The sequence below is a fragment of the Halomonas sp. DN3 genome, assembly GCF_024137905.1.
Taxonomy (GTDB): domain Bacteria; phylum Pseudomonadota; class Gammaproteobacteria; order Pseudomonadales; family Halomonadaceae; genus Halomonas; species Halomonas litopenaei.
Map to the genome: position 1 here is coordinate 1,290,406 of NZ_CP099965.1, position 23,921 is coordinate 1,314,326.

Genomic DNA, 23,921 nt, shown 5'->3' on the forward strand with positions numbered 1-23,921 from the left:
TCGACGGGGATGACCCGAGAGCACTGAAACTCGAGGCGTGCAGGACTTGGCCGTTCAGTCCGACAACACGGGTAAGACAAGAGGGGCGACGCTGATGCGTCGCCCCTTTTTCTATCTGGGCCTTTCTGTGCGGCCCGATCTGGTGGGTGTCAGCCCGTTTACCCCTTGATACTGTCCAGCGCCTTGCGCAGGTGGTCGATGCTGCGCTCGGGCTGATGCAGCTTGTCCAGGCCGAACAGGCCAATGCGGAAGGTCTGGAAATCGTCGCCTTCATCGCACATCAGTGGGACCCCGGCGGCGACCTGGACGCCGGCTGCGGCGAACTTGCCGACCAGCCCCGGGTCGTTGTGGTAGCAGACCACCACACCGGGCGCCTCGTAACCCTCGGCGGCGACGCTCTTGAAGCCGTACTCGGCCAGCAGGCTGCGCACTCCCTGGCCCAGGGCCCACTGTTCCTGTTTCACCTTGTCGAAGCCGTAGGCGTCGGTCTCGCGCATGATCTCGCGTAGCTCGCGCAGGCTGTCGGTGGGCATGGTCGCGTGGTAAGCGTGGCCGCCATTCTCGTAGGCCTCCATGATCTCGAGCCACTTCTTGAGATCGGCGGCGAAGCTGGTGCTGGTGGTTTCCTTGATGATCTCTCGCGCCTGGGCCGAGAGCATCACCATGGCGCAGCAGGGTGAGCCGCTCCAGCCCTTCTGGGGGGCGCTGATCAGCAGGTCGACGCCAGTGTCCTGCATGTCCACCCAGACGGTGCCCGAGGCGATGCAGTCCAGCACCATCAGGCCGCCGTGGGCGTGCACCGCATCGGATACGCGACGGATGTAGTCGTCCGGCAGGATCATGCCGGACGAGGTTTCTACGTGGGGGGCGAAGACGATGTCCGGCTGCAGTCGCTCGATGGCCTGCTCGACTTCCTCGATGGGGGGCGGGGCGAACGCTGAGGTCGGATCGCTGTCCTGCTGACGTCGGGCCTTCTCCACGCACAGTTCGGCCGGGATCTTGCCCATCTCGAGGATCTGGTGCCAGCGGTAGCTGAACCAGCCATTGCGGATGACCAGGGCGCTGCGGTTCTGGGCGAACTGGCGGGCTACCGCCTCCATGCCGAAGGTGCCGCTCCCGGGCACGATGACCGCGCTGTGGGCGTTGTACACCTGCTTCAAGGTGGTGGAGATGTCGCGCATTACGCCTTGAAAGCTCTGCGACATATGGTTCAGGGCGCGGTCGGTATAGACCACGGAGTATTCCAGCAGGCCATCGGGATCGACGTCCGGGAGCAAGCCAGGCATGAGGCGCATCCTTACAGTGGGCGTTGAACAAGCCGAAGACGCGGACTGCGTCAGCGACGACGGCGCCGAGCGGCTAGGGCTCGGCGCTCATTATTCTCTACAGCATAAGGTCAAAGGGCGGTGGCGGCCAGAGGACGGCGGCTCGCGCGTGGCGCGGTCATTTTCCTTGTGTGACTGTCGTTACATCCGAGTCCGTCGTGATATGTGTTTTTGTACTGATTCGAGTAAAAAACGGACTAACCCGCCAATAAGGATTTTCATGAGACTTATCAGCCATTTCGCGTAGATGTCATCTCAGTAGCTGAAGCAGCGCGGCATGACCGATGGCTGGCAAAGCAAACTTTGACCATGCTGAGAAGACCGCTGCCAATAAGGCGTCGCAGCGTGTTTCGTCTAACGCCGTCGGTGACGCCGGGAGGTCCGGCCGGCGGAGCACGATCTTCCCAGGTGGAGGACGTCGATCATGAACGAACCATCATCATGTACGTGTCAGGCCGCTGGACTGACGCCTGAGCAGCTCGACGTGCTGCTGGCGCGAAACCCGCAATTGGCACAGGAACTGTCGGCACGATATCAGCAAACACTGGCCGAACCGGCAGAGCTGGACAGGCCAGATGACCTGGCCGCGGTGGGACTGGGGCCGGACGGGGCGCCGTTGGTCAGCGGTCCTGCGGAGCCCATGCCGCTGGCCCGTTTCGATCTCAGCAACGGCAACCGCGTCGAATTCGTCGGGCTTAGAGGCGACGACAAGGAGGCCCAGGTAGGTATGCGGGAGTTGGGCGTGAGCGATCGTGCGACCTCGCGAACCTTTGCAAGCGAAGTTGGCAAGTCCGCGCTGGATCACTACCTTATGCTCGCCCCGCAGGAGGTGCCCATCCCGAAGATGCTGCTCGAGCTGAATCCCGACATCGACCGCAAGGCGTTCAAGAATCGCACCGTGGAGCGGGTGGAAGAACCCATCGAGGTGGATCTGGACGAGTTGGGCATAACGCCGGACACTGCCAGGGCAGGGTCCTCGGCAGGAGGCGGACCAGGCCAGCAATACTGTGTCCCGGGCGATGGTTATCATCTGTTTCGTAACCACAACTGCGAGACCGTCTCCTTCCCGAGCAACACCTGGTGGTGGTGTGACCCGGAGGCCCACTATTCCTTTCGGGATCGCTGGACCTCTGACCACAAGCGTCGCAACTCTCTTGGTGTCACCACTGCCTGCCATGGGCCGGCGGCCACCCTGCACTACTACAAGAATGTCTTTGGCAACTGGAAGCATCTACATACCTTTCACCTGCCTTCAGGCTACTGGCAGTGGACCCGGTATGAGGGGCTATCCAAGCGAGACCGCTGGATACGACATCGCTGTGTGACCGCGGGAGGCAGCAGCTTCGTGCGCTGCGTCAGCTTCTTCTACAACTGAGGCCTGTGTCATCTGCGCAGCGCTCGCAGCTTTTGTTGCAGGAGGGGGGGCAGGGCAACAGGGTCGGCGATCAAGGGAGCGACTCGTCGAACCATCTCGGCGCCATCACCGTTGTCGCGGTGGTGGCGCCTTGCTGTTTGGCGTCTGGTTTGGTGAGGGTTCCGGCCATGCGGGGTTGCTGCGGCTAGGGCGTCAGGCAGAGGTTTCGGACTCTGCGATGGGCTCGGGCAGGGCGCCCTGGTTGATCCGCGCGATGGCGGCGGCGGCGCGCTCCAGCGCCGGCAGGCAGTCCAGTGCGCGCTGTTTATCCATGCGCATCACCGGTGCCTGGATCGCCAGGCCGACGTTGGAGACCCCGGTGGGGTTGGGGGCCAGCACCGCGATGCACAGAAGCCCCGGTAGGAATTCCTCGTCGTCGAAGGCGTAGCCGTCGCGCTTGACCTGCTCGATCTCCGCTTCCAGAGCGTCGATGTCGGTAAGCGTGTTTCGGGTGAAGGCCTCCAGGGTGGCATCGGCGAGCAGCCGACGGCGCTGGGAGGCGCTCATCTGCGCCAGAAAGAGCTTGCCGCTGGCGGAGCAATGGGCAGGCACCCGGGAGCCGGGGTGTAGATAGAAGCGCAGCGGAGCCGACGTCTCGACGCGGTCCAGATAGAGCACCTCGCTGCCGGACAGGGCAGTGATATTGCAGCTTTCCCCGACCTCGCGGACCAGCTCAGCCAACACGCCGTGACGTGCGCCCTGAACGGTGTCGTTGAGCAGCAGGGTCTCGGCCAGCCGGCGCAGGCGGCTGCCCTTGCTGTAGTGGCGGTTGTCCGCTTCGCGCTGCAGCATGCCGGAGTTCTCGAGCTGCTGCAGCATCCGGTGCAGCGTCGGCTTGGGCAGGCCGGTCTCGTCCACCAGGCTCTGCAGGGTGAAGTACTGGTCCTTCTCCGCGATCACCTCGAGCAGCGCCAGCAGGCGCTGGGCCGGGGTGTCGCCCTCGATGATCCGGGTGTCAAAGCTTGCTGTGCTCATGGCGGGGTCTCCTCGATACTACAAGCCTATACGTATCTAAAAATTAATCAATGTGTATCGGAAAACGGAATTCGCCGAGATCACTGTCGTCTCTGACTGAAGCACGTCGGCGTCGGGAACCGGGCGGCGGACGTGAGTGGACAGGCACCCATGAGCCAGGACTCGGCCATGGCCAACCGGTTGTCGGGGTATCCGGCATAGGCTGCCCTGTCTGAGCTTGCACCGAGTCAAAAGTCCGAGCGGATTTCGGCACGGTAGCTGAAGCGGTCGGCCCTACCCTTGGTGGTACGGACTTCCACGATACGGTCGTGGCTGGTGTAGGTCATCCGCTTGAGCACCACCACCGGGGTGCCGGGAGCGATGTCCAGCAGGGCGGCGGTGTGGGTATCGGCGGCTTCTGCGGTCAGGGTTTCGTCGGCCCGGACGACGGGGATGCCGAATCGGTCGAGGATCAAGGCATAGAAGTAGTCGGGAATATAAAGCTCGGAATCTTCCAGCCCCGGCACCAGTACGCTTGGCCACCAGCTGTACTCCACCAGGGTCGGGGCGTCATCGACCACTCCCAGGCGTTCGATATAGGTGACTGGGCTGGTCTGGCTCAGGCCGAGGCGGGTATAGACGTCATCGGGAGCCTGGCGGATGGCGCGATCGGTGGTGGTCTTGTGGATACGCACGTCCTTGCCGTCGGCGTCCCCGTAGCTGACAAAGCGAAACAGGGTTTCCTCGAAGTCGGTCCGCGAGACATAGGTGCCCTTGCCCTGATGGCGGAACAGCAGTTTTTCCCAGACCAGATTGGAGATGGCCTTCTTGACCGTTCCCTGACTGATCTGCAGCCGGTCGGCGAGCTGCCATTCGGGTGGAATGAGGTCGCCCGGGGCCAGGTCCCCCCGTTCGATCAGGCCGCGAATATGGTCCTGCAGCAGTCGGTACAGCGGTTTCCCCGGCTGTGCCACCATCACCTCGGGGGAGAAGAGGCCAAGGCGATCAGATTCGTTTTCACTGGTCATTCGCAAGATCCCGCTGCTGGCAAGGTCGGAAGGGGAGGCTGCTCGGGTCAGGCGCTTGTCTGACTCGCCGCTGCCCTGCAGCAGCGTGACGGCGCTCGCCCCTTTCACACCTTGATTCATCCGTTTCATTCTTAAGTGGTATTTCATCAATCTATCACGGGGCTCCTGTGCAGACACCTTTCCGGCCGTGTGACCCCTGGCCTCAGACCGGAAAGAGAAACAGCGGGCGGCGGGTGCGACGACTGATCTTGCGCGCCACCGAGCCAAGCACCATATGACCCAGCCCGGACTGGCGCTGTGTTCCCATGACGATGCAATCGGCATCGATTCTGTCGGCCTCCTGCAGGATGATTCGGGATGGCTTGCCAATGCGGACGTGAATCTCCTTCAGGGAGGCGTGGTAGCTGTCTTCCGAGGCCAGCGTCGAGTGGCCGAAGTCTTCAAGGCGGCGCTTGATTTCGTCGATGGCCTGCCGGGTCGCTCGTTCGCGATAGTTGTCCAGCGGGGAAACGGCGGTATAGCGGCTGGCCAGGCTGTCTTTCAACAGTGCCGGATCTTCGATGACGTGCAGCAGGTGGACCGCGGCGCCGAAGCGTTCGGCGATACCGATGGCCTTGCGGAAGACGTCGGGGCTGTGGGCGCTGAGGTCAGTGGCATACAGCAGCCGGGATATCTGGAAGCTCATGGCTTCATCCTCACAAAGGTTGGATGGCGCAGGCGGTGAACCGACGTGGCCGAGGCACCTTCGACGCCAAGGCCGGGCTCGCCGGCGCCAGGCCCGCCCGAAACATCGATCAGGCAGGACCCTGGGTACCGCGAGCGCAGGCCAGGGCATCGGGCGCCAGGCTAGGCCGGTGCTTGATGCAGATGGTCGATCATCTCTGCAATCTTGAGGCGCTGGACCTTGCCGGAGGGCCCTCTGGGCAGCCATTTCACGATGTGAACATGTTCAGGCGCCTTGTAGTCACCGACCTCCTCGCGACAGTAGTCGAGAAGTTCTTGCTGGGTCGCCCGATGGCCTTCCTTGAGCACCACGACGGCCTCTACGACCTGCCCGTAGTGCCGGTTTTCCATGGGATAGGCGGCTGCCTCCAGCACCGCCTCATGGGCCAGCAGGGCGTCATCGATCTCGCGCGGGGCGATGTTCTCGCCACCCTTGATGATCAGCTCCTTGATGCGGCCCGTGATGAAGAAGAAGCCTTCCTCATCGCGATAGCCAAGGTCGCCGGTGTGCAGCCAACCCTCGTTATCGATGGTGTCTGCTGTGGCCTCGGGATTCTTGTAGTACTCCTTCATGACGTTGTCGCCGCGGACCACGATTTCACCGGTCTGGTGGCAGGGCAGTACCTGTCCTGTCGAGTCGAAGACACTGACCTCGTTGCGGTAGGCGATACCGGGGGATCCGTAGCGAGATTCGAAAGGGGGCAAGGGGTTGGACAGGATCTGGGCCGCGGTTTCGGTCAGTCCCATGGTTTCCACCAGGCTGACACCGAAGGTGGTCTCGAAACGGCGGTGGCTCTCCGCCGGCAGTGCCGAAGAGGCAGATCGCCCGAAACGCACCTGACGCATGCGCGGATCCTCGCGCAGGTCCTTCGACTCCGGCTTCTCGGCATGCTCCAGCAGGTAGGCGACAATCGTCGGCACGATACTGAACCAGGTGCACTGGTTGTCGAGCAGCCAGTCCCAGAATGCCGAGACACTCAGCTTCTCCGGCAGCACCACACTGCCGCCACTGATCAGTGGCGCCATGATGGTGACCACCTGGGCGTTGATATGGTAAAGCGGCAGAACGCAGAGGGCGCGATCCTTCTGGCACAGCGAGTGGGCCTCGATGGTGCACCTTCCCCCCGCGATCAGGTTGGCGTGGGTCAGCACGACGCCCTTGGGCTTGCCTGTTGTGCCCGAGGTATACATCAACAATGCCTTGTCGTCGGGCGCTATCACGGGCAAGGGCGAAGACGCGATACGCTCTTGCTGCCGTGGCCCGTTGCGAGGACAGGCGACCAGAATTTCCTTCTCGCTCCCGTCGAGCAGGCCATCAAGGCGCTGCTCGTAGTGGGGCGATACGATGACAGTGGTGGCATCACAGTGCTCCAGCACGTAGCGCAACTGGGCATCCCCTGCGATGGCGTTCAAGGAGACCGCGACACGACCGCTGGCCATGATCGCCAGCAGCAGTGAGGCGGTCCACAGTCCGTTGTCCATCAGCATGGCCACATGGTCGCCGGGCTGGCAGCCGCGCGCCTGAAGAAGGCCATGCACCCACTCGACGCGCTCCTGGAGTCGGGACATCGAGACCGTCTCGCCAGTGTCGGGACAGATCAGGAAATAGGTGGCGGGTTGGCGTTCACACTGATGCTTGATGGTGTCTTGAATGGTCATCATCTGTCCGGCCTCTAGAAGGGATTGGCGATGCCGTGCTTGTCGAAAAAACCGGAAAACAGATCCTGGGGCAGAGGGGGAGAGGCCTCGATGGTGCGCACGATGCGGGTCGTGTTGAGGTAGTGGCGGTAGTTCATGTTGTCGGAAATGCTGTTCTTGCCCCAGCTACCGCAGCCCATCGACAAGGAAAACGGAAGGGCGTTGTCGAAGTTGCCACCATTGCCGAAGGCGTGGGCCTGATTGACGATCACCCGGCAGACCGGCATCTCCAGTCCCAGCTTCTCGATGTGCTCATCGGTGGTGCTGTGGATACCGCAGGAGTGCCCCTTGCCCTGGTATTCGAGCAGTTCCCTGGTGATCGCAAAGGCATCCTCGAAGTCTCTGGCCCGGTAGAGGGTCAGCACCGGTGACAGCTTTTCGCCCGAAAAGGGGTAGTCCGCCCCGATGCCGCTTTCTTCCACCAGCAGGATCGAGGCGTCGAGACACGCCGGACGATCGAGCCCCACGGTGCTGGCGATACTGCCGGCATCCCGGGCGATCACGTCACGACTGAGGTTGCCATCCGTCCACATGCGACCTTCGAGAATCCGCTTTTCCTGTTCGGTCAGTAGTACCGCCGCGTGATCTCGCAGTGCCGAGACCATGCTGTCGTAAACGCTGTCGAGGATGACCAGGCTGTTCTCCGAGCTGCAGCTGGTCGCATTGTCGAAGGTCTTGGAGGCAAGAATCTTGCGCGCGGCATCTGCGATATTGGCGCTTTCATCGATGATGACCGGGACATTGCCTGCCCCGACGCCGATGGCCGGGGTGCCACTGGAATAGGCGGAGCGCACATTGTTCTGGGAGCCGGTGACGACGATCAGGTCGACCAGTTGCATCAAGGCATGGGTGCTCGCCTTGGTCACCGGGTCCGGTAGCAGTTGCACCAGATCCCGGGGGGCTCCGATACGGGCGAGCTCGTCCTGCATGTAGTTCACCAGCCGTTCGCACACGGCGTAGCCCTTGGGCGAGGGAGCCAGCACGATGGCGTTGCGACCCTTGAGTGCGTTGATCGTCTTGTTGGTGGGCGTGGCCGCGGGGTTGGTGGAAGGCACCACGGCGCCGACCACGCCGATCGGGCGGGATATCTCGACGATACCTGTGCTCGGGTCTTCGGAGACGATACCCACGGTGCGCTTGCCCTCGAGGTTGGCCAGCAATCCAAGGGTCTTGCGGTGGTTCTTGGCGATCTTGTCGGAAACCTTGCCAAGCCCGGTGGTGGCCACCGCGAGTTGTGACAGCTCCTCGTTTCGCGTGGGCTCCATCAATGCCCAGGCGGCGGCCAGCACGACTTCATCGACTTGCTGCTGGTCGTATTGCTCGAACCGGCGCTGGGCTTCTCGGGCTCGTTCGACAATGGGGGCTACCAGCCGGTAGGCGCTATTGTCGTCAGAAGAATGCTTGTGGTTGGTATCCATGTTGCTACCTCGACGTGTCGATGGGGTAAGCAAGGGCGGCTAAGGGTATGGATGGCGGCTCCCTGAGGTGCAGGGGAATGAGGCCTGTGTTCCACGCGTCGCTACCCTTGCTTTCGTTGCCGTTGGCCTGAAATCCGCGGAGGTCACGGTGTCTCGAGCTGAGCGAAGAGTTCAGTCAGGTACGCTTGCTGTTGTTTCCACAGCGCCTCGAGGTCGGACGCTTCCATGACGCGAAGGGTCGATCCGCCTTCTTTCATCTGCTCGGCGATTCCCTCGTCCTGGAACATGTCGATGAAGTTGGAAGAGAGGTAGTCGACCGTTTCCGCGTCGACCCCTCTGGGAACCATGATCCCCCTGAGGTTGAGGCTGGTGTCGTCGACGTCGTATCCCGCTTCGATAAAGGTGGGTACATCCGGCAGGAAATCTTCGCTTCTTTCGAGATCGGCAATGCCGAGGATCTTGATGCGGTCCTGGTTGCGGAAGGCGTCGGACAAGTTGTTGAATCCCGCCATCACCTGACCACCGACAACAAACCTGAGGGCGTCCACTCCTCCTGAGGTAGGAAGGTACTTCAGGGTCACCTCGGCGCTTTGCTGAAGCTGAAGGGCAGCAATATGGTGTCCGACGTAGAGCCCGGCGCCCGAGACCGTCAACTTTCCAGGATTGGCTCTGGCGTACTCCACCACGTCATCGATGGAATCGAACTCACTGTCCTTGCCGACGATGAGTACGGCAGGGTCTGCGCCCCAGTTTGCAATGGGCTGCAGGTTCTCGATGCTGTAATCGGTGTCGTACATGATCGACTGAGCGATGAAGTGCGGCACGTTATAGGCCGCAATATCGTAGCCATCGGTGGCGCCGGTACTGACAAACTGATTCCAGCCGATCTGTCCGCCTGCACCCGGGCGGTTGATCACCGTGACCGGCTGCCCGAGGTACTCATCGCCCTTCGAGGTGACGATCCTGGCCTGGAAGTCTGTCGCACCACCAGCCGAATAGGCGACCGTCAGATTCAAGGGCTTTTCCGGGAAGTCCGCCAGGCTGGGGAGGGGAGCAAGCAACAGACAGACCGCGAGGGTTGACGCTGTTTGACGCTTTACTGAGGTGGCGTGAATAGTCATTGTTTTATGCCTTCTACAGAAGTAGGCCTTTGGGAAACTGCACCTTTAACAGGGCAGTGAATACGCCGAAGAGCACCGCCAGAAAGCCGGTACCGATGACGATGTTGAGAAGGATCTTTCGGCTCGAGGAAAGCCCGGGCATATAGACGCTACTGATGACGACGAACCCCACCAGGGTGGTGACGTAGAAGCCGAGAATTCGTAGTGCGAGCAGCAGCAGGAAAAAGATGGCAAGCGCCGGGATGATGCTGCCCCAGGGGATGGAGATCGCGCCTTCCTCGGCCTGGCCTGGGGCCAGGATTTCCACCGCGAGCAGCACGACTGCCAGAGTCAGTACGATCAGTGACACCACTCGGGGAAAGCTGTAGCCGTATGCCCCGCCTGCCCAGGAGGCGGCTACCAGGCCAAGTGCAATGATCAGTGCGCCGAGGGCCACCTGACGCGGTTTAGTGAGCATCATGGTTGGCCTCCGGATGTACCTGGACTCGATGATCGGGCGTCGCACGCTGGCGGGTCTTGCGGGCCTGCCAACTGGCGTAGAGGCTGTAGGCCACCGACAGCAGGCACAGCGAGACCAACAGGATATTGAGCCAGCCACCGAACATGTAACGCAGCATGCCGTCGCCGGCCTGGGCCAGCATCTGACTCTGAAGGAAGTTGGTTTCGGCAATAGGGCCGAGAATGATGCCGAGTACGATGGGCCCGGGGGTGAAGCCGTACTGCATGCCGAAGTACATCAGGGAGCCCATGGACATCATGATGATGACGTCGGAGAAGCTGTTTTGGACGCTGTAGGTGCCGAAGATGGCCAGCGTGGTCACCGCCGCCGCCATGATGTGGCGAGGAATCCGAATGACGTACTTGCCGATCCCGCTGATCCACAGCCCACACACCACCAGCAGAATCTGGCTGATCAGCAGTGCTCCCATGAAGGTCCAGGCGACCGAGGCATGCTGGGTGAACAGGTCTGGTCCGGGAAAGAGGCCTTGAATCAACAGGCCGCCTAGCAGCACCGCGGCGGTGGGGCTGCCCGGTATGCCAAGCGACAGCATGGGCACCAGTGACGCCCCGACCATGGCGTTGTTGGCACTTTCTGCAGCGATGATGCCCTCCGGCTCGCCCTTGCCGAAATTGTCCTTGTTGTGACTGAATTTCTTGCACTGGTCGTAGGCAATCAGCCCGGCAATCTGGCCACCGGCGCCGGGAATGATGCCGACGATGATGCCGGACAGGCTGCCGATCACCAGCGCCTTGACCTTCTTCAGGTTGAAGATGATCGCCTTGATCACGGAGGTGGGTGCCATGTCGAAGCGTTCGCCGCCGTTGGCACCCTTGGCGCCCTCTACCATCTGCAGCACCTGGGGTATCGCAAACAGGCCGATCAGGGCCGGGATGATGGTGATGCCGCCCTGCAGGTGCTCGCTGAAGACGAAGCGTTCGGTGCCGGTCACCGGGTTGAAGCCGATCAGCGAGATCCAGACGCCGATCGCGCCGCCGAGCAAGCCCTTGAGTACCGAGGCGCTGCCCAGAGAGCCGATGACGGTGATGCCGAGGATGGCCGTCCAGAACAGCTCCGGGGGGCCAAACTTCAGCGCCACATTGACCAGGTAAGGGGTCAGGAAGATCAGCACCAGGACCCCCAGCACGCCCCCGACGGCGGAGCTGATAAAGCAGTAGTACAGCGCCTGGGTCGCCTTGCCGGCCTTGGCCATGGGGTGGCCATCCAGCATCGTTGCAATGTTGGCGGGCGCCCCGGGGATGTTGATCAGGATGGCGCTGACCGCGCCGCCGGCGACCGTCGAGGTATACAGAACGCCGAGCAGGATCAGCCCCGAGGTAGCGTCCATCTTGAAGGTGAAGGGGATCAGTAGCGCCACCGCCATCGTCGGACTGAGCCCCGGCGTCGCCCCCAGAATCAATCCGACGATCGTGCCGCCGATCAGGATAAGCAGGTTCCAGCCGCTGAGAACCTGCGGAAGGTAATGCAGTAGTTCCACCTTGAGCCTCCCGTGACGCCACAGGGGCGGGCGTCTGTTGTCGTTGTCATTCAGTTGGGATAAGCGCGTTTGCCTTTGGCGTGCTTTCTCTCACGGGCTTGATGGCGGTCGCATCAAGGTTGGTGAGTGTGTAGAGGGTCTGGATCAAGTCATTTAACAGATGTATATGAGTTGTATGTCTAGAAGTCTCCCGCGGGACTGTCAACGTATTTTTCCCTCCGAAATGCCGCTGCAATGCAGCAATGGCGGGCCTTTCAGCGGGATGCGGGTGTTCGGCAAAAGGAGCGTGATCAATCCTGCAGGCAAGGGTGCAAGGGGCGCGGATGGAGGGGCGGGCGAGCGGCGGGAGGCGCTGCAGGGGCTTGGCGGAGCAAACAGGGTGGCACGACGACGGTCTGTTTTTATAAAAAACGAACCGTAACGTATCAAATAATGAAATTCGTCTTGACCGGGCACGAATCGGCCGCTACCTTTGGGTCAAGTTTCGCAAATCGGAACTTATGGTATCGAAAAGCTTGAGGCGACCGATCCGGAGCGGCTCAAGCCAAGACAAGGCCCGAGGCCCTGATGGCCGACGCCGCCAGCATCCGCTTTTGTTCCCTGGAGGAGCCCCATGAGTCACAACGACAACACCAACAAGCGCCAGGTCGTGAAGGGTAAGCAGAAGATGACGCCCTCCGAGGCCTTCGTCGAAACCCTCGTCGCCAATGACGTCACCGACATGTTCGGCATCATGGGCTCGGCCTTCATGGACGCCATGGACATCTTTGCCCCCGCCGGCATTCGTCTGATTCCGGTGGTGCACGAGCAGGGCGCGGCCCACATGGCCGACGGCTATGCCCGCGTTTCCGGCCGCCACGGTGTGGTCATCGGCCAGAACGGCCCCGGCATCTCCAACTGCGTGACCGGCATCGCGGCGGCCTACTGGGCCCACAGCCCGGTGGTCATGATCACCCCGGAAACCGGCACCACCGGTATCGGCCTGGGCGGCTTCCAGGAGTGCAACCAGCTGCCGATGTTCCAGGAGTTCACCAAGTATCAGGGCCACGTCACCCACCCGGCGCGCATGGCCGAGTACACCGGTCGCTGCTTCGAGCGGGCCATGTCGGAGATCGGTCCGACCCAGTTGAACATTCCGCGTGACTACTTCTACGGCGAGATCGAGGCCGAGATTCCCGAGCCGCGTCGCATCGATCGCGGCCCCGGTGGCGCTCAGTCACTGGACGAGGCGGCAGCCCTGCTGGCCGAGGCCAAGTTCCCGGTGATCGTGTCCGGTGGTGGCGTGGTCATGGCCGACGCGGTGGAAGAGTGCAAGGCCCTGGCCGAGCGCCTCGGCGCGCCGGTGGTCAACAGCTACCAGCACAATGACTCCTTCCCCGCCAGCCATCCGCAGTGGTGTGGTCCGCTGGGCTACCAGGGCTCCAAGGCCGGCATGAAGCTGATCTCCCAGGCCGACGTGGTGCTGGCGCTCGGCACCCGTCTCGGGCCCTTCGGTACCCTGCCGCAGCACGGCATGGACTACTGGCCGAAGGACGCCAAGATCATCCAGGTGGACGCCGACCACAAGATGCTCGGTCTGGTGAAGAAGATCTCTGTCGGCATCTGCGGCGACGCCAAGGCCGCCGCGGTCGAGCTGAGCCAACGCCTCGAGGGCCGCGACCTGGCCTGCGACGCCTCCAAGGACGAGCGTCTTGCCAAGATCAAGGCCGAGAAGGACGCCTGGGAGAAGGAACTCGACGAGTGGACCCACGAGCGTGATCCGTTCAGCCTCGACGCCATCGAGGAAGCCAAGGACGAAAAGCCGTTCTCCGGCGGCGAGTACCTGCACCCGCGTCAGGTGCTGCGCGAGCTCGAGAAGGCCATGCCGGAAGACGTGATGGTCTCCACCGATATCGGCAACATCAACTCGGTGGCCCACAGCTACCTGCGCTTCGAGAAGCCGCGCAGCTTCTTCGCCCCGATGAGCTTCGGCAACTGTGGTTACGCCTTGCCGACCATCATCGGTGCCAAGACCGCCGCGCCGCATCGTCCGGCCATCGCCTACGCCGGTGACGGTGCCTGGGGCATGAGCCTGATGGAGACCATGACCGCCGTGCGTCATGGCATCCCGGTCACCGCGGTGGTGTTCCACAACCGCCAGTGGGGCGCCGAGAAGAAGAACCAGGTCGACTTCTACAATCGTCGCTTCGTGGCCGGCGAGCTCGACAACGAGAGCTTCGCCGAGATCGGCCGCGCCATGGGTGCCGAGGGCATCACCGTGGACCGTCTGGAAGACGTGGGCCCGGCGCTGAAGAAGGCGGTGGACATGCAGATGAACGAGGGCAAGACCTGCATCATCGAGATCATGTGTACCCGCGAACTGGGCGACCCCTTCCGCCGTGACGCCCTGAAGAAGCCGGTGCGTCTCTTGGAGAAGTACCAGGACTACGTCTGATACCGGCGGCGAAGGACTCCCCTGTCTGACTCGCCACGCAAGACTCTCTCGTCCGGTATGACGACATTGCCCTGGCCTGGTGCCAGGGCTTTTTTACATTCGCCAGAGGGTGGTAAAGAGCCCCGGCCGAGTGAAGGGATGGGCGGAGTCTCCGATAACAATGACCCCGGGAGAGCTGTTCCGATGAAAGCGCTCAATCATATACGCGACATGGCCCGCCAGGACCCCAGACGTATCGTGCTGTGCGAGGGCGACGATGCGCGGGTGCTCAAGGCAGGACTGGCGGCAAGCCAGGCCGGCTATGCCCGAATCTTGCTGGTGGGGGATCGTCAGGCGATCGACGCCCGGGCCGAGGCCGAAGGGCTCGAGATTGGGGCGATCGAGCTGATCGATCCCGCCGACTCCGAGCACACCGATCGCCTGGCAATGCTCCTGCTGGAACTGCGCGGGCCCAAGGGCATGACGGCCGAGGACGCCGCCCAGCGGGTACGTGAGCCGCTGATCTTTGCCAACCTGATGGTCCGCGACGGCCTGGCCGATGGCTGTGTGGCCGGGGCGGTGCACACCACCGCCGACGTCGTCCGCGCCGCCATCCAGTTGATCGGCAAGGCGCCAGGGGCGAGCCTGGTGTCGAGCTTCTTTCTGATGATGTTGTGCAAGGAGTTCCATAGCCTGAAGGGAGGCATGATCTTCTCTGACTGCGGGCTGGTGGTGGACCCCGATGCCGAGGCGCTGTCGCAGATCGCCATGGCCGCCGCCGACAGCGCCGAGGCGCTGCTCGACGAACCGGCACGGGTGGCGATGCTGTCGTTCTCCACCAGCGGCAGCGCTCATCACGCCTCGGTGGACAAGGTCGTGGAGGCGGCGCGCAAGGTCAAGAACGCGCGCCCGGGCCTGGCCATCGACGAGGACGTGCAGCTCGACGCCGCCATCGTCGCCGAGATCGCCGAGCGCAAGCTGCCGGACTCCAGGGTCAAGGGCAACGCCAATGTGCTGATCTTCCCGGACCTTGAGGCTGGCAATATCGGCTACAAGCTGGCCGAGCGGATCGGCGGCGCCGAGGCTATCGGTCCGCTGCTGCAGGGCCTGGCGCGGCCTGCCAATGACCTCTCGCGGGGCTGCAGCGAAGAGGATATCGTCAACGTGATCGCCGTCACCACGGTCCAGGCCCAGCGCCTGTCGGTGGCGTAACATTCATCTGGCCGGCCGGGAGGGAAGATGACACTGGTACCCGAGGGAATGGAGCTGTCTGGCCTTTTGGCGGTGATACTGATCACCGTTCTGGCAGGCTACCTGCACACGGTGTCCGGGTTCGGTATCGGCATGATCATCATCGGCGTGGCCAGTGGCTTCGAGCTGGTCAGCGTCGCCACCCTGGTGGCGGTGGTCAGTCTGGTGACCCTGGTCAACAGCGCCGTGGCCCTGCCCGGCAAGCTGCATCATCTCGACCGGCGCCACCTGCTGGCACTGGGGCTCGGCATCGTGCCGTCCATCGGCCTCGGGGTGTGGGCGCTGAACTGGCTGAGCGTCAGCGCCGAGGCGCTGTTGATGCTGATGCTGGGGGCGCTGGTGTTCTACGGCGGGCTCAGCGTGGGCCTGCGGCCGCGCCCACGCGCGGCCGTATCGTCCTCGGCAGGCTTCGCCGCGAACGGCGTCATGACTGGGCTGCTGGCCGGAATGTTCGGCATGCCGGGGCCGCCGGTCATCTACCACTGCTATCGCCAGCCGCTGCCCACCGAGACCATCCGGCTATTGCTGATCGCCTGCTTCGCCATGACCTCGGGGGTGCGCACCCTGTATGTCGGCGCCGCCGGCGGGCTCGATGCCCAGGTCTGGCTGCTGGCGTTGTGGACCCTGCCGGCGGTGGCGCTGGCCACCTGGGCCGGACGCCGCTATCCGCCGCCCTGCAGCGCCGTGCTATTGAGACGAGTGGCCATGCTGACGCTGATGGTGATAGGCGTGGGGCTGATGCTCGACGGCAGCCTGGCGCTGTGGACCAGGGCGTGAGGTTCGCACAGATACTACAACGGAACAGGAGTTTGCCCGTGAGAGTCGCCATGGAAGAGGCACCGCTTGGGGTGCTGTGTCTGGATTCTTCCTTTACCAAGCCGCTTGGTCATCTGCGCAACCCCGACACCTTTCGCCACCCGATACGCTACGAGGTGCTGCAGGGCATCGATATTCCCCGCCTGCTGCATGCACCCGGGGATGAGCTGGGCGCGCTGCTGGTGGACCGCGCCAGGCGTCTGGAGCGTGAGGGGGTGTGTGCCATCGCCGGGAGCTGTGGCTTCATGGCGCGCTATCAGGAACGGGTCGCGGCCGCGGTGACGGTGCCGGTGGTATTGTCCAGCCTGACCCTGCTGCCGTGGCTCGCCAGCGTGCACGGTGGCACAGGACGGATCGGCGTGCTGACCGCAGACGCGGGGGCGCTCAAGCGCGCCCACTTCGTCGGCGCTGGCTGGCAAGGGCCTCTGCCGGTGGTGCAGGGGCTCGAAGACGGTGATGAGTTTCGTCAGGTGATCCTGGAAGGTCGACGCGATGACCTGGATCTCGCCGCCATGGCGCAGGAGCTGGCACAGGCAACCCGAAGACTGAAAGCGCAAGCGCCGCTGGACGCGGTAGTGCTGGAGTGTACCGACCTGAGCGCTTTCGTGGAGGTGGTGCGACGGGAGGCGGGCTGCCCGGTCTACGATATTGTGCCGGCACTCGAGCTGATCCTTCGCTCCGCTGCCGGCAGGCAGCAATCGGCGCCGGACCCGCTCGTCACGGGCTGAGCGGCGACAGCGCGCGCCGGTGCCAGGTGTCGAGTCCCTTTTCCAGATAGGGCAGAAACCGCTGGCACTGGCGCGAACTGGTGTGAAAGCGCGAAGTGATCACGGCGATATCGAGGTCGATGGCGGGAACGAAGGGCAGGATCGCCACGGCGCAGTCGCGACGCATCAGAAAGCTCCAGGCCGAGACCGGGTCCACCAGGGCATGGCCGATGCCGGCATTGACCAGGCTGATGGCGGAAGGGAACAGGTGGGTTTCGGCGGCGATCTGCCAGTCGGCGCCGGCCTGTCTGAGCGCCTGCTTCAACTTGAGTGTGCTCTGGTGGTGCTCGTCCAGGGTCACCAGGGCCTTGCCGTCAAGATCCGCCGCCTCTACCTGAGCAAGGCCCGCCAGCGGGCTGTGGCGCGGTACCGCCAGGTGCATGCGCAGGGACAGGTGGCGGGCATCGAGGTCGTTAAGGTCATCCTGGCGTTCGATCACGCCGACATCGAACTGGCCCTCGGCCACCCAGTCCCGGATCTTGCGCGAGCTGAAGGTCTGCAACGACAGCCGGGTATCGGGATAGTCGGCCAGGTACTCGGCCATGATCCCGGGCATGGCGGTGGGCGAGAGCCCCGGCATGCAGCCCAGGATCAGCTTGCCCGCGCGGCCCTGGCGCAGGCCATCGGCGAGTTCGTCCAGATGTGATACCGACGCCAGTACCTTGTCGACCCCCTCCATCAGATAGCGGGCCTCGGGGGTCAGCTCGGTGCCGTAGTTGTTGCGGCGAAACAGCAAGAACCCCACCTCCTGCTCGAGATTGGCGATGGCCGAACTGACCGCCGGCTGGCTGAGTTCCAGACGACGGGCGGCCTTCGACAGGCTGCCGGTGTGCACAACCTCACGAAATATCTGGAGCTGGCGAAGCTGGTGACGAACCTTCATGGGCGTCCCTCCGGGCGCCCTCGGGAAGTGAGCGAGCGCCTCTAAATTATATTTATGGTTTCATAGTTATCTCAAAGTTGTCTTTATGGCAATGGCGGTCGATGCTGAAACCACCCCCAACAACCATAACGAGGGTAGTTTCATGAATCCCATCGACCTCGGCGGTCTGCTTCTGTATTTCGCGATACTGATCTACATCGGCTATCGCAGCGCCAAGAAGGTCTCCGGCAGCGCGGACTTTGCGGTGGCCGGCAACAAGATCATCTGGCCGGTGCTGTTCGCCACCCTGGCGGCTTCCTTCCTCGGCGGCGGCGCCTCCATGGGGCGTGCCGGCAAGTCCTTCGACGAAGGCTACGCCTTCATGGTCGCCGCCTCGGCCTTCCCCCTGGCCACGGTACTGGCGGGTCTGTTCATCGCCCCCCGGCTCAAGCGCTACGTCAACGCCCAGACCGTAGGCGACATCATGGCGCAGCACTTCGGTGCCAGCGCGCGACTGTTCACCGGCATCTTTTCGCTGGTGTTCTGCATCGGCATCCTCGGCGCCCAGGCCCTGGCGGTGGGCACCGTGTTCCACGCCATCCTCGGTATCGAGGTCTCCACCGGCATCCTGATCGGCATGGCGGTGGTGCTGTTGTATTCCACCGTGGGTGGCATGTGGGCGGTGATCCAGACCGACGTGGTGCAGTTTCTGATGCTGGCGGTGTTCCTGCCGGTGACTATGCTGATCGGCATCCATGATCTGGGCGGCCCCCAGGCGCTGGTGGAGCGGTTGCCCGAGGGCCACTTCAGCCTGATGGGCGACTATTCGGTGGGCATGTTCCTGTCTATCTTCATCGCCTTTCTGCTCGGCGAGACCCTGGTGCCGCCCTACACCCAGCGCGCCCTGTCGGCCCCTGACTCGCGCCACGCTCGTATCGGCTATTCGGTGGCCGGCGGCTTCGGCTTCCTGTTCTATCTGGTCAGCGCCACCATCGGGCTGGTCGCGCTGGTGCTCTATCCGACCATCTCGCCCGACCAGGCGATGCCGACCCTGATCCGCGACGCCCTGCCGGTGGGCATCACCGGACTGGTGCTGGCCTCGCTCCTGGCCGTGGTGATGTCCACCGCCGACTCCTACCTCAACTCGGCGGCGGTGATCTTCGTCGGTGACATCTACAAACCCTTTATCGAGCCTGACGTCAGCGAGAAGAAGCGGCTGTGGATCGAGCGACTGGTCAACCTGCTGATTGGCCTCGGCGCGGTGGTCTTCGCCCTCTACGCCACCTCGATCATCGATGCGCTGCTGCTCAGCTACGCGCTGTGGGCGCCGACCATTCTGCTGCCCTTCGTGTTCGCGGTGCTGTTCGATCTGCGCTGCACCCGCTCGGCGGTCGCCGCCATGCTCGCCGGCGCCCTGGTGACCATCCTGTGGAAGTGGGGGCCCTTCGACCTGCAGGCGGCGACTGGTCTGACCGCGCTGATCGCCGGCGTCATCGCCAATGTGCTGGTGTTTGTACTGGTCTACCGACTGTTCCGCTCGGTCCCCGACGCCCCTGTCACCGCCAAGGCTCAGTGAAGGAGATTCCCATGACCTTGTACGCTCTTGCTCTGTATACCGTCAGTGCCGTCAGCATCCTCACCGCGGTGGGGGTGGGTATCGCCTCCTGGCGCTTCTACCGCGACAACTGAACCCCACGATATCGCCCACAAGACGCGGCTGGCCCCAAGCACGGGCCGGCCGCCCTCGTCCAACAGGAGACTGTGCATGAATACCATCGCCGTCGTGGGTGCCGGCATCGTCGGGCTGGCCGTGGCGCGTTCGCTGGCGGGACGTGGCCACCGGGTACAGCTTTTTGACCCGGGCCCGCCGGGGGAGGGCACCTCCTTCGGCAACGCCGGCCTGATCGCCAACTACGCCACCTCGCCCATGGCCAGTATCGATACCTTGAGGCAACTGCCTGGAGAGCTGTGTCGGCGTGACGCCTCGCTGTCTGTTGACCCTCGCTATCTGGCCCGCCTGGCGGGCTTTGGTCCGCGCTTTCTCAAGGCGGCGACGCCGTCGCGTTTCGCCCGCCACAAGTCGGATCTGGTGGCGCTGATTCAGGATGCGGTCAAGGCTCAGCACGCGTTGCTGGAGTCGCTCGAGGCGCCGGATCTGTACGCCGACACCGGCTGTCTGCAACTCGCCCGCCAAGGCGACCCGCTGGCCGCGACCCTGGAGGCGTCGGCCCGTGCCAAGCGGGCCGATGGGGTGGCCTGTGAGGCGCTTACGGCGCAGGAGGTGCGCGATCTGGAACCCACGATCCATCCCGCGGATCTCGTCGGCGGCCTGTACTTCCCCGAGACGCGCCACCTCAAGGATTCCCTGGCGGTGAGCCGAGCCCTGTGGCAGCGCCTGGCAGGCGAGGGCGTGGTGCAGCATGGTGCCCGCATCAGGGGGTTGGTGCCGCTGGCCGCGGGGGGCTGGCGCCTGATCGGTGAGAAGGGCGAGAACGGCGAGTCCCGTGAGTACCAGGCCGACCAGGTCGTGCTGTGCGCGGGCATCGCCAATGATGCCCTGCTCAAGTCGCTCGGCGTGTCGCTGCCGGTGGTGAGCGAGCGCGGCTACCACGTGCGGCTTGAAACGCCGCTTTCGCTGTCGCGCCCGGTGGGCTGGCTGGCCCGCCACTTCTATGCCACCCCCATGCATGGCGGCGTTCGCCTGGCGGGCACCACCGAGTTTACCGCTCCTGACCGCGCCGCCGACGAGCGCCGCTGGGAAAGGCTCAAGGGCTGGGGGGAAGCGCTGTTCGGACGGCCCCTGAGCCTGGCGGAGCGCTGGATGGGCGTGCGCCACTCGACACCGGACGGCCTGCCGGTGGTAGGGCAGGTAACGGGCAGAAAAGGGCTCTTCGTGGCCTACGGCCACGGCCACCTGGGGCTGACCCAGTCCGCCCACACCGGCGAATTGATCGCGGCCATGATCCACGGCGAAGCCCTGCCTGACTACGTCGCCAGCTTGTCCCCTGCACGGTTTTAGGAAGGGCGATTCTAGACGAGCACTTTGAGATCAGCACTGATAGACGAGCGCTAGGCTTAGTCCGAAAAGTCGGCGAGCGAAGGTTAGACAAGGCAAAAATCGGTGAGACAGCGCAGTTTAAGGGGTGTAAATGAGCATGTTGATCCGATTTTTAACGCCGTATTACCGAGCGTAGACACTTTTCAGACAAGCCCTAGTAACGACGCCTCGACAACATTAGCTCCACCACTTCGTCGAGCAGGGCGTTGTCGAGGGTCTGGTCCAGGGCGATGACCCGGTGGCGTGCGTAGTAGGGACTCAGGTCCAGGCCGACGCCGAGGCCGATGATATCGATGGGGCCGGGGCGACGGCCGTTGCCACCGCCGAAGGTCGCGACCACCGAGCGCAGGTGGTTGTCGAGGTAGTGGCGGTCGTTGGCCAGGTTGGTGGCGCTGTCCGAGGGGCTGCCGTCGGAGATCACCACCAGCAGGCGGCGATTGACGTCTGCCGCCATCAGGCGCTGGCAGGCCCACTCGACCGCTTCACCGTCTATCCCTTCCTTGTACAGGTCGGCCTTGAGCAGGGCGGCGAAGCGCTTTCGCGCGCGTCGCCACGGCTGCTGGGCGTCCTTGAAGATCAGGTGACGGGCCTCGTTGAGCCGTCCCGGTGCGGCGGGGCGCCCGGCCTTGAGCCAGTCGCGCTGGGCTCGGCCACCGTTCCAGGCGGCGGTGGTGAAGCCCAGCACTTCGCTGTCGACGCCGGCCATGTCCAGCGCCCGGGTCAAGAGCTCGACCAGCATGGCGATGGACTCGCCGTGGGCCTTCATCGAGCCGGAGCAGTCGATCAGCAGGGTGACCTGGGCATCGCTGACCGGACGGTAGCGCTCGCGTCGAAAGACGCGCCGTTCCTGGGGCGAAGAAACGATCTGGGACAGCCGTCGGCCGTCGATGACGCCGCTTTCCTCGCCGTCCTGCCAGCCATCGCGATCGGCCACCGACAGGTGGCGACGAAACTGACGGGCCAGACGACGCACATTGACCTTCTGGGCGTGCAGGCGCTCGTCCAGGCGCGCCCGATACTCTTCCAACTGGGCCTGTCGCACCAGGCTGTCGGCCTCGCGCTCGCTGTCATAGGCGGTGGTGAAGGCGCGATAACGATGGGCGCCGTCGGCCAGGGTGCGGCTCTGGCCGGTGGCGGCCAGGGGTACCTCGTCGTCGAGTTCGTCCTCGCTGTCGAGCAGCAGTGCCAGCGCCCGGCGTGGGTCCTTGGCTTCGTCCTCGCGCTCGCCCTGGGGCTCGTAGCCTTCGAGCTGGACACCGATCCAGTCGGCGATGTCGCGGGCATGACGCTGGAATCCTTGCTGGTCGTGGCGCTCACGCCGCAGTCCCGCCAGGGCGTGGCCCAGCGCCGGTACGATATTGGCGCGGGTCGCTTCCAGCAAGTCCTCGAATTCCTCGAGCATGGGCGCCGCCATCAACCGTGACCGGCTGATCTGGATCACGCAGAACAGCAACAGGCCCAGCGCGCTCTCGGTGAGCTGGGCGTGGTGATAGTCCAGCGACCAGCGCTCGAAGCGAGCCTTCAGGTTGCGCGCCATGCCTGGGGCCGGGCCGTCCAGCAGGGCCTCGACCCGACACTGCTCGAGCCAGTCGTAGATCAGCCGCGGCTCGGGTTCCTCGGGGCGCAGGCGCTGGTGCAGCCGGTCGTCACTGAAGCGCTGGCGCAATGCCAGGGCGTCGCTGACGGCGCGATAGTCGGCGAGTGACAGGCAGTCCTCGGCGAGTTTGAGGTGAGGCGCGCGCAGGGCCACCCGGGACGCCCCACGGTAGAGCCTGCGACCGGCGTAGAACCAGTCGTGCTCGCCGGTGTGGGCGCGCAGCACGGCGGCCTCCAACTCCTCCAGGTACTGCTGGTGGCGCTGGCGGGCGAGCGCAAGCGCCGCCTCGCCCGCTGCGCTCATGGCGCCTCCCCGGCGTCTTTTTTCTTGTCCAGTGAATCGCTGGCCTGTGAATCGCCGTCTGACGACGCGCTGGCCACGGATTCGCTGAGTTCGGCATCGAAGCAGCGCTGGTAAAACTCGGCGACCAATGGCCGTTCGTGCTCGTCGCACTTGTTGAGAAACGATAGCCGGAAGGCCAGCGCCGGGTCGCGGAAGATCTCGCAGTTCTCGGCCCAGGTGATGACGGTACGCGGCGACATCAGCGTCGACAGGTCGCCGTTGGCGAAGCCCTTACGGGTCAGTTCGGCCACCGCCACCATGGCGTCGATGTGGCGTCGGCCACGTTCGTTGTCCTTGCTCGGCACCCGGGCGAGCACGATCTTCACTTCCTCGTCGCGGGGCAGGTAGTCGAGCTTGGCGACGATGTTCCAGCGGTCCACCTGGGCATGGTTGAGCAGTTGGGTGCCCTGGTAGAGACCGTCCTGGTTGCCCAGCCCCACGGTATTGGCGGTGGCGAACAGGCGAAACATTGGATGCGGGCTGATGACCCGGTTCTGGTCGACCAGGGTGAACTGGCCGTCGCGCTCCAGAATGCGCTGGATCACGAACATCACGTCGGGACGCCCGGCGTCGTACTCATCGAAGATCAGCGCCACCGGGCGCTGCAGCGACCAGGGCACGATGCCTTCCTGAAACTCGGTGACCTGGACCCCGTCGCGAATGACGATGGCGTCCTTGCCGACCAGGTCGAGGCGGCTGATATGGCCGTCCAGGTTGACCCTGACGCAGGGCCAGTTGAGGCGGGCGGCTACCTGCTCGATATGGGTCGACTTGCCGGTGCCATGCAGGCCCTGAACCATCACCCGGCGGTTGCGGGTGAAGCCGGCCAGGATCGCCAGGGTCACGTCGGGATTGAAGCGATAGGCGTCATCGATGGCCGGCACATGGTCGTCGCGCGTCTCGAACACCGGGACCTGAAGGTCGGAGTCGATGCCGAAGATTTCCCGGGCGCTGTGCCAACGCTGGGCGGGGAGGGCGTCGTCGAGCAGGGGTGAGGCGTCGGCCATGGTCGTCAATCCTGAAACGCGGTGGAAAGGTGTGTCGTCACTATAGACCTGTTTTAAAAAATAACGCAAATTGTATCGAAAAATGAGATTTGATTGATCTTGTGTCGCTGCGACGATTGGCCTTTGGCGG

19 protein-coding genes are annotated in these 23,921 nt (G+C 63.7%); 7 read left to right on the plus strand and 12 right to left on the minus strand.

What is annotated here, in order from left to right:
- Window positions 1–158: 158 nt before the first annotated feature.
- Window positions 159–1,286: an aminotransferase class V-fold PLP-dependent enzyme gene (locus NKF27_RS05705; RefSeq protein ID WP_045991926.1), complete on the minus strand. Its 1,128-nt coding sequence runs from the start codon at window positions 1,284–1,286 to the stop codon at window positions 159–161.
- A gap of 463 nt (window positions 1,287–1,749) precedes the next feature.
- On the opposite strand from NKF27_RS05705, the gene NKF27_RS05710 reads away from it, so the two are divergent.
- Window positions 1,750–2,700, plus strand: coding sequence for a hypothetical protein (locus NKF27_RS05710; protein WP_213230310.1), 951 nt, complete (start codon window positions 1,750–1,752; stop codon window positions 2,698–2,700).
- 192 nt (window positions 2,701–2,892) lie between these two features.
- Here NKF27_RS05710 and NKF27_RS05715 read toward each other — a convergent pair whose 3' ends face one another.
- The 8 genes from NKF27_RS05715 to NKF27_RS05750 form a co-directional block, all read right to left on the minus strand.
- On the minus strand, window positions 2,893–3,714 hold the full coding sequence (locus NKF27_RS05715; RefSeq protein ID WP_045991928.1) for an IclR family transcriptional regulator: 822 nt from the start codon (window positions 3,712–3,714) through the stop codon (window positions 2,893–2,895).
- Window positions 3,715–3,941: 227 nt separating this feature from the next.
- Window positions 3,942–4,721 carry a GntR family transcriptional regulator gene (locus NKF27_RS05720; RefSeq protein WP_162197827.1) on the minus strand — a complete coding sequence of 260 codons (780 nt, stop codon included), beginning with the start codon at window positions 4,719–4,721 and terminating at the stop codon, window positions 3,942–3,944.
- A gap of 202 nt (window positions 4,722–4,923) precedes the next feature.
- A complete protein-coding gene (locus tag NKF27_RS05725) occupies window positions 4,924–5,406 on the minus strand; it encodes a universal stress protein (protein ID WP_045991929.1) in 483 nt (160 codons plus the stop codon).
- 161 nt (window positions 5,407–5,567) lie between these two features.
- Entirely contained in the window at window positions 5,568–7,106 is a 1,539-nt protein-coding gene (locus NKF27_RS05730) for an AMP-binding protein (protein WP_253555660.1), read from the minus strand.
- Between the two features lie 11 nt (window positions 7,107–7,117).
- The gene (locus NKF27_RS05735; RefSeq protein WP_253555661.1) at window positions 7,118–8,560 is read right to left on the minus strand and encodes an aldehyde dehydrogenase family protein; all 1,443 of its coding nucleotides are present in this window, start codon (window positions 8,558–8,560) and stop codon (window positions 7,118–7,120) included.
- Between the two features lie 143 nt (window positions 8,561–8,703).
- On the minus strand, window positions 8,704–9,681 hold the full coding sequence (locus NKF27_RS05740) for a tripartite tricarboxylate transporter substrate binding protein (protein ID WP_108131554.1): 978 nt from the start codon (window positions 9,679–9,681) through the stop codon (window positions 8,704–8,706).
- Window positions 9,682–9,694: 13 nt separating this feature from the next.
- Complete coding sequence (locus NKF27_RS05745; protein WP_045991932.1) at window positions 9,695–10,141, minus strand: tripartite tricarboxylate transporter TctB family protein; 447 nt, start codon at window positions 10,139–10,141, stop codon at window positions 9,695–9,697.
- Entirely contained in the window at window positions 10,128–11,678 is a 1,551-nt protein-coding gene (locus NKF27_RS05750; protein ID WP_045991933.1) for a tripartite tricarboxylate transporter permease, read from the minus strand. Before NKF27_RS05750 ends, NKF27_RS05745 begins: the two co-directional genes overlap by 14 nt.
- A 613-nt stretch (window positions 11,679–12,291) precedes the next feature.
- Here NKF27_RS05750 and xsc point away from each other — a divergent pair.
- From xsc to NKF27_RS05770, 4 genes are all read left to right on the plus strand, one after another.
- Entirely contained in the window at window positions 12,292–14,112 is a 1,821-nt protein-coding gene (gene xsc / locus NKF27_RS05755; RefSeq protein WP_045991934.1) for a sulfoacetaldehyde acetyltransferase, read from the plus strand.
- 183 nt (window positions 14,113–14,295) lie between these two features.
- Window positions 14,296–15,303 carry a phosphate acetyltransferase gene (gene pta, locus NKF27_RS05760; RefSeq protein WP_253555662.1) on the plus strand — a complete coding sequence of 336 codons (1,008 nt, stop codon included), beginning with the start codon at window positions 14,296–14,298 and terminating at the stop codon, window positions 15,301–15,303.
- 27 nt (window positions 15,304–15,330) lie between these two features.
- Window positions 15,331–16,119 (plus strand): TSUP family transporter, encoded by a 789-nt coding sequence (locus NKF27_RS05765; RefSeq protein ID WP_205254722.1) that lies wholly within the window; start codon window positions 15,331–15,333, stop codon window positions 16,117–16,119.
- Between the two features lie 38 nt (window positions 16,120–16,157).
- Window positions 16,158–16,886 carry an aspartate/glutamate racemase family protein gene (locus NKF27_RS05770; RefSeq protein ID WP_124802470.1) on the plus strand — a complete coding sequence of 243 codons (729 nt, stop codon included), beginning with the start codon at window positions 16,158–16,160 and terminating at the stop codon, window positions 16,884–16,886.
- Here NKF27_RS05770 and NKF27_RS05775 read toward each other — a convergent pair.
- Window positions 16,876–17,808, minus strand: a complete 933-nt coding sequence (locus NKF27_RS05775; protein ID WP_052704284.1) for a LysR family transcriptional regulator — start codon at window positions 17,806–17,808, stop codon at window positions 16,876–16,878. The genes NKF27_RS05770 and NKF27_RS05775 overlap by 11 nt on opposite strands.
- Before the next feature lie 142 nt (window positions 17,809–17,950).
- On the opposite strand from NKF27_RS05775, the gene NKF27_RS05780 reads away from it, so the two are divergent.
- Both NKF27_RS05780 and NKF27_RS05785 read left to right on the plus strand, forming a co-directional pair.
- On the plus strand, window positions 17,951–19,363 hold the full coding sequence (locus NKF27_RS05780; RefSeq protein WP_045991937.1) for a sodium:solute symporter: 1,413 nt from the start codon (window positions 17,951–17,953) through the stop codon (window positions 19,361–19,363).
- Window positions 19,364–19,552: 189 nt separating this feature from the next.
- Window positions 19,553–20,806, plus strand: a complete 1,254-nt coding sequence (locus NKF27_RS05785; RefSeq protein ID WP_045991938.1) for an FAD-binding oxidoreductase — start codon at window positions 19,553–19,555, stop codon at window positions 20,804–20,806.
- Window positions 20,807–20,999: 193 nt separating this feature from the next.
- Here the strand turns inward: NKF27_RS05785 and NKF27_RS05790 are convergent, their stop codons facing one another.
- Window positions 21,000–22,745 (minus strand): cobalamin biosynthesis protein CobT, encoded by a 1,746-nt coding sequence (locus NKF27_RS05790; RefSeq protein ID WP_253555663.1) that lies wholly within the window; start codon window positions 22,743–22,745, stop codon window positions 21,000–21,002.
- The gene (locus tag NKF27_RS05795) at window positions 22,742–23,791 is read right to left on the minus strand and encodes a MoxR family ATPase (RefSeq protein ID WP_253555665.1); all 1,050 of its coding nucleotides are present in this window, start codon (window positions 23,789–23,791) and stop codon (window positions 22,742–22,744) included. The genes NKF27_RS05790 and NKF27_RS05795 overlap by 4 nt, the downstream gene beginning before the upstream one ends.
- Window positions 23,792–23,921: the final 130 nt, after the last annotated feature.

Coding starts and splice junctions, on each gene's coding strand:
- NKF27_RS05705 (WP_045991926.1), bottom strand. CDS start 1,286: ATGCCTGGCTTGCTCCCGGACGTCGATCCCGATGGCCTGCTGGAATAC.
- NKF27_RS05795 (WP_253555665.1), bottom strand. CDS start 23,791: ATGGCCGACGCCTCACCCCTGCTCGACGACGCCCTCCCCGCCCAGCGT.
- NKF27_RS05725 (WP_045991929.1), bottom strand. CDS start 5,406: ATGAGCTTCCAGATATCCCGGCTGCTGTATGCCACTGACCTCAGCGCC.
- NKF27_RS05785 (WP_045991938.1), top strand. CDS start 19,553: ATGAATACCATCGCCGTCGTGGGTGCCGGCATCGTCGGGCTGGCCGTG.
- NKF27_RS05765 (WP_205254722.1), top strand. CDS start 15,331: ATGACACTGGTACCCGAGGGAATGGAGCTGTCTGGCCTTTTGGCGGTG.
- NKF27_RS05720 (WP_162197827.1), bottom strand. CDS start 4,721: ATGACCAGTGAAAACGAATCTGATCGCCTTGGCCTCTTCTCCCCCGAG.
- NKF27_RS05710 (WP_213230310.1), top strand. CDS start 1,750: ATGAACGAACCATCATCATGTACGTGTCAGGCCGCTGGACTGACGCCT.
- NKF27_RS05735 (WP_253555661.1), bottom strand. CDS start 8,560: ATGGATACCAACCACAAGCATTCTTCTGACGACAATAGCGCCTACCGG.
- NKF27_RS05745 (WP_045991932.1), bottom strand. CDS start 10,141: ATGATGCTCACTAAACCGCGTCAGGTGGCCCTCGGCGCACTGATCATT.
- NKF27_RS05740 (WP_108131554.1), bottom strand. CDS start 9,681: ATGACTATTCACGCCACCTCAGTAAAGCGTCAAACAGCGTCAACCCTC.
- pta (WP_253555662.1), top strand. CDS start 14,296: ATGAAAGCGCTCAATCATATACGCGACATGGCCCGCCAGGACCCCAGA.
- NKF27_RS05715 (WP_045991928.1), bottom strand. CDS start 3,714: ATGAGCACAGCAAGCTTTGACACCCGGATCATCGAGGGCGACACCCCG.
- NKF27_RS05775 (WP_052704284.1), bottom strand. CDS start 17,808: ATGAAGGTTCGTCACCAGCTTCGCCAGCTCCAGATATTTCGTGAGGTT.
- NKF27_RS05790 (WP_253555663.1), bottom strand. CDS start 22,745: ATGAGCGCAGCGGGCGAGGCGGCGCTTGCGCTCGCCCGCCAGCGCCAC.
- NKF27_RS05780 (WP_045991937.1), top strand. CDS start 17,951: ATGAATCCCATCGACCTCGGCGGTCTGCTTCTGTATTTCGCGATACTG.
- NKF27_RS05730 (WP_253555660.1), bottom strand. CDS start 7,106: ATGATGACCATTCAAGACACCATCAAGCATCAGTGTGAACGCCAACCC.
- xsc (WP_045991934.1), top strand. CDS start 12,292: ATGAGTCACAACGACAACACCAACAAGCGCCAGGTCGTGAAGGGTAAG.